Source organism: Aminobacter sp. GW821-FHT11F06 (assembly GCF_058808215.1).
In genome coordinates this window covers 641,526-653,159 of sequence record NZ_JBXARL010000003.1, presented here as the reverse complement: position 1 = coordinate 653,159, position 11,634 = coordinate 641,526, and the positions used below count along the sequence as shown (strand labels likewise).

Annotated in this window: 12 protein-coding genes and 1 other RNA gene; 8 read left to right on the top strand and 5 right to left on the bottom strand. The window is 61.8% G+C overall.

Going from position 1 to position 11,634, the window contains the following annotated elements; genetic code table 11:
- Window positions 1-6: 6 nt before the first annotated feature.
- Together AC1RTB_RS11020 and AC1RTB_RS11015 are read right to left on the bottom strand one after the other, a co-directional pair.
- Window positions 7-801 (bottom strand): thymidylate synthase, encoded by a 795-nt coding sequence (locus AC1RTB_RS11020; RefSeq protein ID WP_492882073.1) that lies wholly within the window; start codon window positions 799-801, stop codon window positions 7-9.
- A 148-nt stretch (window positions 802-949) separates the two neighbouring features.
- A complete protein-coding gene (locus tag AC1RTB_RS11015; RefSeq protein WP_492882074.1) occupies window positions 950-1,261 on the bottom strand; it encodes a DUF2853 family protein in 312 nt (103 codons plus the stop codon).
- Window positions 1,262-1,444: 183 nt separating this feature from the next.
- Here AC1RTB_RS11015 and ssrA point away from each other — a divergent pair.
- Window positions 1,445-1,804: a transfer-messenger RNA gene (ssrA, locus tag AC1RTB_RS11010) on the top strand.
- A gap of 114 nt (window positions 1,805-1,918) precedes the next feature.
- Window positions 1,919-2,476, top strand: coding sequence for an AAA family ATPase (locus AC1RTB_RS11005; RefSeq protein WP_492882075.1), 558 nt, complete (start codon window positions 1,919-1,921; stop codon window positions 2,474-2,476).
- A gap of 19 nt (window positions 2,477-2,495) precedes the next feature.
- On the opposite strand, the gene AC1RTB_RS11000 is transcribed toward AC1RTB_RS11005, so the two are convergent.
- Window positions 2,496-3,638, bottom strand: coding sequence for a GGDEF domain-containing protein (locus AC1RTB_RS11000; protein ID WP_492882076.1), 1,143 nt, complete (start codon window positions 3,636-3,638; stop codon window positions 2,496-2,498).
- 195 nt (window positions 3,639-3,833) lie between these two features.
- The gene (locus AC1RTB_RS10995) at window positions 3,834-5,039 is read right to left on the bottom strand and encodes a multidrug effflux MFS transporter (RefSeq protein WP_492943812.1); all 1,206 of its coding nucleotides are present in this window, start codon (window positions 5,037-5,039) and stop codon (window positions 3,834-3,836) included.
- Between the two features lie 169 nt (window positions 5,040-5,208).
- Here AC1RTB_RS10995 and AC1RTB_RS10990 point away from each other — a divergent pair, with 169 nt between their 5' ends.
- The 6 genes from AC1RTB_RS10990 to AC1RTB_RS10965 all read left to right on the top strand — a co-directional run bounded on the left by AC1RTB_RS10990 (window position 5,209) and on the right by AC1RTB_RS10965 (window position 7,630).
- A complete protein-coding gene (locus AC1RTB_RS10990) occupies window positions 5,209-5,862 on the top strand; it encodes a TetR/AcrR family transcriptional regulator C-terminal domain-containing protein (RefSeq protein ID WP_492881369.1) in 654 nt (217 codons plus the stop codon).
- A gap of 152 nt (window positions 5,863-6,014) precedes the next feature.
- On the top strand, window positions 6,015-6,554 hold the full coding sequence (locus AC1RTB_RS10985; RefSeq protein WP_492881370.1) for an SspB family protein: 540 nt from the start codon (window positions 6,015-6,017) through the stop codon (window positions 6,552-6,554).
- Window positions 6,555-6,571: 17 nt separating this feature from the next.
- The gene (locus tag AC1RTB_RS10980) at window positions 6,572-6,763 is read left to right on the top strand and encodes a DUF4169 family protein (protein WP_492881371.1); all 192 of its coding nucleotides are present in this window, start codon (window positions 6,572-6,574) and stop codon (window positions 6,761-6,763) included.
- A complete protein-coding gene (locus AC1RTB_RS10975; RefSeq protein WP_492881372.1) occupies window positions 6,760-6,996 on the top strand; it encodes a ribbon-helix-helix domain-containing protein in 237 nt (78 codons plus the stop codon). The genes AC1RTB_RS10980 and AC1RTB_RS10975 overlap by 4 nt, the downstream gene beginning before the upstream one ends.
- An 83-nt stretch (window positions 6,997-7,079) precedes the next feature.
- Complete coding sequence (locus AC1RTB_RS10970) at window positions 7,080-7,328, top strand: BrnT family toxin (RefSeq protein WP_492881373.1); 249 nt, start codon at window positions 7,080-7,082, stop codon at window positions 7,326-7,328.
- Window positions 7,325-7,630, top strand: a complete 306-nt coding sequence (locus AC1RTB_RS10965) for a BrnA antitoxin family protein (RefSeq protein WP_492881374.1) — start codon at window positions 7,325-7,327, stop codon at window positions 7,628-7,630. Before AC1RTB_RS10970 ends, AC1RTB_RS10965 begins: the two co-directional genes overlap by 4 nt.
- A gap of 30 nt (window positions 7,631-7,660) precedes the next feature.
- Here the strand turns inward: AC1RTB_RS10965 and AC1RTB_RS10960 are convergent, their stop codons facing one another.
- On the bottom strand, window positions 7,661-11,560 hold the full coding sequence (locus AC1RTB_RS10960) for an AsmA family protein (RefSeq protein ID WP_492881375.1): 3,900 nt from the start codon (window positions 11,558-11,560) through the stop codon (window positions 7,661-7,663).
- Window positions 11,561-11,634 lie beyond the last annotated feature (74 nt).

Genomic DNA, 11,634 nt, shown 5'->3' with positions numbered 1-11,634 from the left:
CGCGCACTACACCGCAATCGGCGCGCGGATCGTCGCGTCGGCGACATAGTTTTCGAGCCGGAAATCCTCGAAGCGGAAGGCAAACAGGTCCTTCACCTCGGGATTGATCCACATCGTCGGCAGCGCCTTGGGCGTGCGGGCCAGCTGCTCGCGCGCCTGGTCGAAATGATTGTGGTAGATATGCGCGTCGCCCAGCGTGTGGACAAAATCGCCAGGCTTGAGCCCCGTCACCTGCGCCACCATCATCGTTAAAAGCGCATATGAAGCGATGTTGAACGGCACGCCCAGGAAGATGTCGGCCGAGCGCTGGTAGAGCTGGCATGACAGCTTGCCATCCGAGACGTAGAACTGGAACAGGCAGTGGCACGGCGGCAGCGCCATCGCGTCCACCTCCTCGGGGTTCCACGCCGAAACGATCAGCCGCCGCGAATTCGGGTTCTTGCGGATCTGGTTCAGGAGAATCGCGATCTGGTCGATCTCGCCGCCATCGCGCGTCGGCCACGAGCGCCACTGCTTGCCGTAGACCGGGCCGAGGTCGCCGTTCTCGTCGGCCCACTCGTCCCAGATCGTCACCCCATTGTCGTTGAGGTACTTGATGTTGGTGTCGCCGGCGAGAAACCACAAAAGCTCATAGATGATCGACTTGAGATGCAGCTTCTTGGTCGTAGCGACCGGAAAGCCTTGCGCCAGGTCGAAACGCAACTGGTGGCCGAATACCGAGCGCGTGCCTGTGCCCGTGCGATCGCCACGGTCGGTGCCGTTTTCGAGGACGTGGCTGAGAAGGTCGAGATACTGGCGCATCGGTCGGGCTCGATTCGGGAGTTCCCCGATCATAGCTGACCAGTACAGCCTGAGGCAATGAAGGCCCGGCTATCCCCAACCGCGTCAAGCGAAAACGCCGGGCTTGGGGCCCGGCGCTAGCACATTTGAAAGCTATCGGCGCTGCTGCTTACAGCGCACCGAGCTTTCCGAGTTCCTTGGCCACCAGATAATAGAAGGTGACGCGGTTCTTGGTATTGTCCGCCGACATCGCCTTGCAGACCTTTTCCAGCGCGCCGTCGGCCTTCTTTGAGTCTTCGATGCCAAGCTTCTTGGCGATCCAGCCGGCCTTGACGCGATCAAGCTCCTTGGGGTCGGTGCAGGAAACCAGCGAGGAATCGCGGTTCCTGAGCGCGATGCCCAAATGCTTGACGATCTTGGTCACCACCTCTTCCTTGGCGCCCGCATCGTATTTCTTCACGTCTGCAAGATAGTCGGTCATGTGAATTCCCCTCGTCGACGAATTGAAGTCATCTCCCGTGGGGATTGCCGGCCTTGACCGGTTCACGCGCAATGCAGGCACCCCAGCGGCCGAAGCTTCGGTTCGCACTCGACGCGAGTCAACCCTGCGTCTTCGCGTGGTCTCATAAATCTGTTGCAGATGGCTGCCACGACTTGCCGTTCCGACCTTTCTTTTTGCGCCCAGCCTCCTTATATCAGGGTCGTCAGCTTGTCTGACTATGGCGATAAACTGCCGATGAAATAAGCCATTCGGACCCGGGGGCGGTACCCGGCGCCTCCACCAAAAGCTGCCGTGCCATGAGCGACGGTTTTTGCTGGGGGCGAAATAGGATCGACGAGGGTGTAAAGATCGGACTTTTGCTCGGCATTGTACCACCGTTATCGGGCTAAACTTGTAGTTGCAAACGACAACTATGCGGAAGCACGTCTCGCAGCGTAAGCTGTGCGATAGCTTCAAATTAAGCCCTAGAGGTTCGCACTTCTAGGCGGGGTTCGGAGGTACCTGGCAACAGAAACCTCCACTTCTCCCCCTCCCCAGATCTTCATTGCCGGCTAACGCTGGCCTTGCCGTTGCTAGGCTTCTGCCCTGCACCGTCGGCTTGCCCATGGCCGGTCCCGTTTCATCCGGAGACCTTTCATGTCCCAGACTTCCAACCGTTTCTTTGTACTGACCGGCGGCCCCGGCTCGGGCAAGACCACATTGATCGAACGCCTCGCGGCAGCAGGCTTTGCCACCTCGGTCGAGGCCGGACGCGGCATCATCAGGGATCAGGTGGCGATTTCGGGAACCGCCCTGCCCTGGCACGATGCCGCACTCTTCGCCGAACTCATGCTGTCATGGGAGATGCGTTCACACGCCATCGCCACAGCCGTGTCCGGGCCGGTCTTTTTCGACCGTGGCGTGCCCGATATCATCGGCTACCTCAAGCTTGTCGGCCTGCCGGTATCGGCGCATGTCGACAAGGCCGCCCAGGAGTTCCGCTACAACTCCAAGGTGTTCATCCTACCGCACTGGTCCGAGATCTTCGCCCAGGACAACGAACGCAAGCAGGACGAGGACGAGGCCCGGCGCACCCATGCCAGCATGGTCGCGACCTACGCCGCCTGCGGCTATGAGCTTGTCGAGGTCCCCAAGACCTCCGTCGAGGAACGGCTGGCCTTCATGCTCGAAAATACCGGTCTCGCTTTGGCCTGACGAATTCGGGCCTGACGAATCAGGCGGCGTTCGGCAGTTGCAGCCCTTCGGCGAAGGTGCGGTTGCGGCCGGCGCGCTTGGCGGCATAGAGGATCTTGTCGGCGCGGCCGATGGCATCCCAAAGCCCTTCGCCGCGGTGGAGCTCCGCGATGCCGAAGCTGCAGGTGACGACGAAGTCCGTCGGCAAGCTGGCAAAACGCACGCTCGCGATCTCGTGGCGCAGTCGCTCAGTCAGGCTGAAGGCATCGTCGACCGTGTTGTTCAGCACCATGATGAACTCCTCGCCACCGGTGCGCGCCGCGACGTCGCCTGCCCTGAGTTTCTTCCTGATAACGCCGGCGAAGCTCGCCAGCACCATATCGCCAGTGGCATGGCCGAAGCGGTCGTTGATCGTCTTGAAGCGGTCGATGTCGCAGGCAACGATGCTCAACGGCTTGCGCCGTCCCAACGCCAGCAGCCGCAACGCCTTGCCCTGCAGGCCCCGGCGATTGAGCAGACCGGTCAATGGATCGCTGTCACGCTCGGCCTTGAGCGCCAGGATGACGTCGGCACAGGCAACGACCAGAAGCCCAAGGCCCATGGCAACGCCAATCACCGACATAGTGAACTGCGCCCAGATCCAGAACTCGGACTCGAAAAACTCCGGAATATTGTCCTTCGGAACAGAGCCGCCGGTAAGCAGCGTGCGCACGATGAAGGTGGTGGCCAGGCCGAGCAACAGCCAGAACACCGCCCGGTCGAGGATGCCGCCGCGCACCAGGTGCCTGATCTTCCACACCCCGCTCAGGAAGATGAACGCCATGCCGAGATTGAGCACGTAGACCCTGATCTGGAGGTCGTTTTCGACATAGTAGAAATAGCACAATGTGCCGACGATCCCGGTGAACCAGGCAACGTGCTCGACAAGCGGCATCGACTTGCCCGAGCGCGCGAGCACGCCCTCGACCAAAAGCAGCGGACCGGCCGCATAGAGCACGGACGTTGCCACCGTATTGAAGCCGATGTCGGAGGGCCACAGGGCCAACTGCATGAATGTGGCGATGGCGAACGCCAGAAACGACAGTGCAAACAGCATGAGCTGCCGACGCTGGCGCTCGATCAGCCAAACGCAGAAAAACGTCACCGCAAACAGCGACAGCAAGGCGGAAGGGATGAACTGCAATTTCTTCGCTGGCCTCGGCGTCGTCGCTCTACTTCAGGTGGTCTTGGTGGACTTACCTGCCCGAAGGTAAATAAGACGATATCAAGGACGTATGAAGGTGGCCGCGACATTTCGCCATGATCCATGCAAACCGTTCACTGAAGCGATCGAGGCTTGCAATTGCGGGGCCGGACATATGCCCGGCCCCGCCTGATTTCATTCCGCCGGCGCCTCGACAGCCACCTGGCTGCGGCCGAGCGTTAGCTGGGCCAGCACGAAAGCGATCACAGCCGAAATGGTGATGCCAAAGACCATCGGCAGCGGCGTGCCGTCGAAGAACAGACCTGCCACCGCCATGGCGACAGCGCCGGTGGCAAAGTGCAGCGTCCCCATCAGCGCGGACGCCGTGCCGGCAATCTCGCCATGCTCTTCCATCGCCAGCACCGAAGTGGTGGGGATGACGAGGCCGAGGAAGCCGTAGCCGATGAACAGCAGCGTTGCGAGCACGTCGAGGCGATCGACGCCCGAGGCAAACACGGCAAGCAACACCACCATCATCGTGGCGTAGCCGACCACAGCAACCCGCACTACGCGCCGCAGCCCGAAGCGCTCGGTCAGCAATCCGGTCAGCTGCGACATGCCGATGAAGGCCACCGCATTGATCGAGAAAAACACGCTGTAGACCGACGGCGACAGGCCATAATGGTCGATCAGGATGAAGGACGAATTGGCGAGATAGACAAAGAAGCTGGCGATACCAAAGCCGCCGATGAAGGTCAGGCCAAGGAAGTTGCGGTCGCCGAGCAGGAAACGGTAGCCGCTGAGCGCGCTGCGCACCGAGCTTTCGGCGCGATGTTCGGCCGGCCGCGTTTCCTTGAGCGACGTCGACAACAGCACAAGCGCAAGCACCGCCGCAGCAGTGACGACCCAGAACACGGCGCGCCAGCCGAAGCCCTCGATCACCAGGGAACCTGTCAACGGCGCCAGGATCGGCGAAACGGAAAACACCAGCATCAGCAGCGACATCAGGCGCGCTGCCTCGGTACCTGTATGCAGGTCGCGCACGATGGCGCGCGGCACCACCATGCCGGCCGATGCACCAAGGCCCTGGATAACGCGGAAGAAGATGAGCCAATCGATGTTGGGCGCAAGTGCTGCACCGACGCCGCCGATGGCAAACAGCACCAGGCCGATATAGAGCGGCGCCTTGCGGCCGATCATGTCGGAGATCGGGCCAACGACGATCTGCGCCAGGCCCATGGCCAGGAAGAAGACGAGCAGGCTCATCTGCACGGCGGCAGTGCTGGCATTGAGGTCGGCGCCGATCGTCGGCAGCGCGGGAAGATACATATCGATTGCAAACGGGCCGATGGCCGACAAAAGGCCGAGCACGACCGCTACGCGGAGAAATTGGGGTGTCATGGCGTGATTCTTTCGGATCTGGTTTCCGCCGCGAAAACACGGCGACGTGTAATCCAATGACGTTCAGCAACCCGAGATCCCGACTCCTCCCGAACCGGCATCTCAGTGTTACGTCCATATTTTTAGACAGGCTTGTCCAAATCGTCAATCACCTGTATATAAAATTTCCATGACACCTGCCATTGCTCCTGACATTGCGGTCGCCCGCAGCCACACCGCCAAGCGTCATTCGATCCTCGATGCCGCCGCTGGCGTCTTTTGTCGTGAAGGCTTTGCCGGCGCCAACATCGACCTCATCGCCGCGGAAGCCGGCGTGTCGCGCCAGACCGTCTACAATCATCACGGTGATAAGGAGAATCTGCTGGTCGCAGTAGTCCGAGAAATCACCGAACGCATCAACGCCAGCATTTTCGACACCCTCGCCACCTTCCCCGACAAGCCCGTCGACCTGGAAGCGGAACTGATCGATTTCGCGGTGCGGCTCAACCAGAACTGCCTGTGCAATCGCGACGGCAAGTTCCTGCGCAAGCTCTTGCAGACCGAAGGCGAGCGCTACCCTGAGCTTTTCGCCGGCTGGCGCGAACACGGCCCTGCCAAGACCTGGGCAGCCCTTGCCGCGCGTTTTGCCCGCCTCGCCCTCGCCGGCTGGCTCGATCTGGACGACCCCGACGTCGCCGCCCGCCAGTTTTTGGCCCTCGTCAATGCCGACCTGCAGATGGCGATGATCTTCGGCGATGCCGTCTCGGAAGAGCAACTGCGTGCAGCGGCAACCAACGCCGTCCGCTGCTTCCTGCGCGCCTACGGCAAGGCACGACCAACATAATTCGGGCTGCGGGAACGATCATGTCGGCTTGCAGCGAGCAAGCAGGCAAAGGCTGAAATCCCAAACATTCAATAGGGCGCTATATCCGGTTTACGGCGGCCTCAAGCTTGATTACAGGTAAGGGGACGATTCAATCGGACCCGCAGTTACATATGGCCGAAGACCAAATCCGCTATGACATTCTCGCCCAGGAGGCACTGCGTGGCGTCATGCGCAAGGTCCTGGCGGAAGTCGCGCGCACGGGCTTGCCGGGCAACCACCATTTTTTCATCACCTTCATGACCGGCGCGCCGGGCGTGCGCATCTCTTCGCGCCTGCATGAGCGTTATCCCGAGCAAATGACCATCGTCGTCCAGTTCCAGTATTGGGACCTCAAGGTGACAGACACCGGCTTCGAGATTGGCCTGTCCTTCTCCGATGTTCCGGAAAAGCTCGAAATCCCCTTCTCTGCCGTGCGCGGCTTCTACGACCCCTCGGTCAACTTCGAGCTCGAATTCGAAGTCAAGGCCGATCCGGCAACCGCATCTGAAGAAGCGCCGTCCAATCCGGAGCCCATCGCCGTGGTCAAGCCGGCGGAGCGCAAGGCGGCACCAAAGAAGAAGGCTGGCGCCACTGAGAAGGAAACGCCCGAAGAGCCTGCCCACGGCAAAGGCGCCGAAGTCGTTTCGCTCGACGCTTTCCGCAAGAAATAACCCAGCGGCGAGGTCGCATGGCCGACATCGTCAATCTACGCCAGTTCAAGAAGCACAAGGCACGCGCCGAGCGCGAGACGCATGCCGACCAGAATCGCGCGCTGCATGGCCGCACCAAGGCCGAGAAGGCGCGCGACCAGCTGAGCGCCGAGCGCGCTGAAAAATTCGTCGACGGCCACCGCCGCGATCCCGAAAAGTCCGACCAGTGAGCCTGGTCGAAAAACGCTCGGTGACGATTCGCGGCCATCGCACCAGCTATTCGCTGGAGAAGCCATTTTACGACGACCTTGTCGCCATAGCAGCCGCGCGCAACATCACCCTTGCCGCCCTCGTTGCCGAAGTCGATGCCCAACGCCCGCGCGAAGCCAACCTCTCCTCCGCGCTCAGGCTGTTCGTGCTGGAGCAGGCAAAGCTCGGTGTGGCGGGCGAAAGCGACGGCTAGCAGCACAGCCTTTCGCCCGTTGCCAGATCCATTTTTCGTAATACACTTATTCTTGACAGAAGCCATTAAACGTAATACATTTAATGAAGATCGTCTGGGACGAACCAAAGCGGCTGGCCAACATCGAAAAGCACGGCTTCGACTTTGCCCTGCTCGACGAGGATTTTTTCATGGGCGCGATCGTGCACCCGGCAAAAACCTATCGCTTCAAGGCGATCGGCCGGTTTGCGGATGGTTCGATTGCGGTGATCTTCGCAAGGCTTGGCCACGAAGGCGTGTCGGTCATATCGATGCGCCGCGCCAGCCCACAGGAACGGAGGCTGCTCAAATGACCGGAAAACCCACCAGGACAGAATTCGAGCCCGGACGCGGTTATACCAAGGAAGATTGGGACGAAGTTTCCGACAGTCCTGAATGGACAGAAGAAGAGTTCAGGACCGCAAAGCCGTTCGCCGAAGTGTTTCCAGAATGGGCGGAAAGCATTCGCCGCGCCCGTGGCCGCCCCACGATCGAAGCGCCCAAACAAGTTGTGTCGATCCGGCTCGATCCTGATGTGATCGCCAAGTTCAAGGCCACCGGCAAAGGCTGGCAGAGCCGTATCAACGACGTGTTGAAGAAAGCCAAGGTCGGCTGACGCGACCGCGCGGGTGGCGAAAGACCCCGCCTACTGGCTCTGCAGCGACTTGAAAAAATCGTCCAGGCTGAGCGGATCGAGCTTCTTTGCTGGCCCTGCGTCCAGCGGCGGCGCGGCTTCGGACGGCTCGCTCGGCGTCATCATCGGACGCGCTTCCGGCAACGGTGCCCGTTGAACCTCCGGCGTGGATTTCGCAGCCTCCGCCTCAAGCTTCGCCCTCTCCTCAGCCTCAAGCCGCGCCTTTTCCTCGGCCGCCTGCCGTGCCTGTTCCGCCTCGTGAAGCGCCTTTTCCTTGACTGCCCGCGCGTCGGCTTCGGCCTTGGCCGCGGCTTCCGCCGCGCGCGCCTCGTCCTCGGCCTTCAGCCGCGCGGCTTCGGCTTGCGCCTTGGCCTCTTCTTCGGCTCTTATTCGCGCTTCTTCGGCAAGCCTAGCCTCTTCGGCGATGCGCTCGCGCTCGGCCTGCAGGGCCACGAAGTGGCGCGTCTCACGCCGCAGCCGCTGCTTTTCCAGCAACACGGCCTGCATCGCCTCGACCCGTGCCTGTTCCTTTTCCAGCGCCCGCTGGGTCAGGAACTGCGCCATCGGCGCGCTGTCCAGGTACAATACTGTTGCTCCCGGCTTGCCATCAACCTGGAAGGCCAGCATAGGCTCTGAACCGACCAGGGCTTCCTTACCAGGATCGTAAGCGATGCCACCTGCGGCCTCCAGGACACCGGCTTTCGAGTCGAAATACAGTCCGGTTGTCAGCGTCGCAGCAGAATTCTTCAGCGTTAGCGGTGGCACACGCAAAACGCCGCCGGCGACCGTGAAGGCAACATCCGCCTTGTCGGCGGCAAAGCTGCCCTCGCCTGCGATCTTGGGCGCGAACTCCGCGACACGCGCCGCATTGATGTCGCGGCCCAAGGCGTCGGCCTTGGTGATCAATGGCCCGAACGCATCGGGGTTGAAGCCAGGGATTGTCAGCCCGTTGACCACAGCCGTGCCCGAGCCGGACAGCGAGGCGACAAGTCCTTCAACCGATTTGCCGCTTCCCGACAGCGTGGCCGAAAAATCGCCCTTGCCGCTGAGACCGCCCGCCCCCGGCAGCGCCGCCACATCGGAACCCACGAGCTTCAGCTGGCTCGAAAGCAGCGCCGAACCTGCATTGTTCTTGAGTTCGATCAGACCTTCGAGGTTGCCGCCCAAAAGCTTGGCCTTGATGTTGGAAAGCCTGAGCACCTGGCTGTCCATCTGCAGCCCAAGCACGGCGTCGGTGGCCGTAGCCAAAGGCTCCGCCAGAAGCGCACCCGCAACGATTTCGAGGTCGGCGCTGAAAGGCGCGGTCGGCTTCGGCGCAAAAGGTGCCGCCGGCCAGCCCCCGTTGCCACCCTCCAGCGCATTGACGCCAAGCATCATCTCGGCAAAAGGCCTGAGGTCGAGCTCATCGAGCGTCAGAGAGCCGCTGAGATGCGGCATGCCTTCATGCAACTCCGCCTTGAGATTGCCGATCACAGCCCCTTGGTTGACGGTACCGCCCAGTCTGTCGAGCACCAGAGGCCCACCGTCAAAGCTCGTATCGGCGGCAAGCTCAACCTGGGTGCCGGTGCCCATGCTCGGCAAGGTAAAGCCAGATGTCATCAGCCATGGCTCGATGTCGGCTGCTTGCAGCTTAACCCGGCCATTGAGGCTCGGAACATCGTCCCGCAGTGCGACCGTGCCGGCAAAGCCGGCGGAGGCGTCGTCGCCTTTCAGGCTGGCGGTGACTTCAAGGCCGTTTTGCACCGCACCGTTCGCCGTCAGTTGCAGCTCACCCGGCCCGGTCACACCGAGCGGCAGCACCGGCAGACCTGCCAGTGCCATGAGGCTGGTGGCATCTTCATTGCGGGCCGAAAAATCGAGCTTGAGCTGCGAGCTTGCCAGTGCGCCCGGAATCGCCTGCGCCGACAGTGTCGCCAAAAGGTCCGATCCGCCCGCGACACCCTGCCCGCTGAGCGCAACACCGGTCGAGCCGTCACCATTTGCCACCGCACTGGCGACGAAATCGATCCGGGCATCCTCCAAAAGGCTGGGATATGCCGCCGCGCGTGCCGCAAGTCCTGCGAGCAAAAGGTTGTCTGGCGACTGCTTCGCGGCAAGCGCGACCAGCGGCGCCAGGTCTACTGCCACCACCGAGGCATCGAGATTGCCCGTTGGCGCTGCGGGAAAGTCCTTGATCCGTCCGGTGGCGCTGAGCGACGCGCCGGCCAACCCGCCGAGCGACAGCTTGTCGATCTCCAGCACGCCTTCGCGCAGGCGAAGTGCTGTATCGACCGTGTCGGCGCTGATGCCGGCAAAGTTGACCGGCCCCGCCTTCACGGCAATGTCGAGGTCGCTGTCGGTGAAACGGTTGGCGCCCTGGTCGGTGACAAACAGCGAGGCGAAGGCACGCAGGCCTTCGAGGTCGAGTTCGCCGCCATCGAGCTTCATCGTCACCGACGCTCGCGCATCGTCAGGCAACATGCTGTCCAGCTCGCCGGTGAACTTGGCCTTGCCGAGGATCAGCTCGATGTCGTCAAATTTCTGCTGCTCGTGTGTCAGTGCCACTTTAGCCTTGAAGCCCGCAGCCGGTAGCCGCCGCACGGCCTCATCGACATCTTTGGACACCCAGGCGGCAAAACCCGAGGGCTGGCCCACGGCCAAAAGCAGTTGGCCGTCGAAACCCAGATTGTCGTTGGTGCGCAGGAAGCCGTCGGCTTCAAGCCGTGTGCGGCCGGGCAGTGTCGCCGCCAGCGACTTCAGCTTCCAGCCGCCCTCTCCCGGCTCGGCTGACAGTTTGACGTCGCGCACCGTGGTGTCGCCTGCGACAATCGCCGGCAGGTCAACGTCGACAGTGCCTGGAATGGTCGGGCGCGGCAGCTTGACCAGCACGTTTTGCAACGCCGTAAGACGCTGCGAAATCGAAAATCCCGCACCCGTTTTTTCGCCGCCGACCGCGTCGTCGAAACGCACCTGCGCGCCCTTGGCCGAGATCATGAAATGCGGTGCAGCCCCCAGATCGATCTCGGCTGTGCCATCGGCGGTGTAGGGATCGTCGAGCGGCCCGCTTTCGAAACGGAACTCTTCGACACCGAGCTTGGCATGGTTGAGCGCGAACTTGCCTTTCAGCCGCAAGCCCGGCTCGGATGGCTTGGGCGCCTTGGGCTTTTCGCCATCAGCCGGGGTCAGCTGTTCGGGCTGAGCCTCGACCACGCTGAACCCGCCAGAATAAAGCGCCCGGCCCTTGTCCATGCTGGCATTGCCGTCGCTTTCGAGCGTGAAGCCATAGCGTTCCGGCGTAGCACGCACCCTGAGACGCATCTGGCCGGTGGGATCGACGGAACCGGTCGAGGCCGACAGCTGCGTTTTCATGTTGTCGACGCGCAGCGAGCCGTCGACGCGCCATGGCCCGGCAAGCGACTTTGCCGACACTGTCGTATTGATCTCCGACAAAAGATGCTCGCGTCCACTCGCGGCGTGGCGCAGCGTGACCTGTCCCTCGGTGATCGTCAGCTTTTCGATCGAGATTTGTTTTGGATCGAACGGTGCGGATGGCCGGATCGCCCAGTCGACAGTGCCGTCGCTGGCCACATCGATCACCGCCTTGGGCCGCACCAGCCGCATGTCGTAGATCAGGAATTCGCCACGCAGGACGGGCGCAAGCTCGGCATCCATCGAGAATGTCTCGACGGTCATCGCATTGTCGCCGCCAGCACCGCCACCGACGGTCACATCAGAAAATGTCACAGAGGGAAACGGCAGGATGCGCGCCGTCACATCGCCCTGCACTGTGACCTTGCGCCCGAGGATCGTGCTGGCCTCACGCTCGAAATCGGCCTTGTAGCCCGACCAGTCAATAAAATACGGCCCCACCAGCGCAGCACACAGCGCCAGCACGAACAGTCCACCAAATATCACAAACAGGCGAGCGAGCATTGCCTTGGGGCAAATCTTTCATGCGTCCCAGGCGTCTAACCGCAGGAGCGTGGTCATTTGGTGGCATGTTGGGC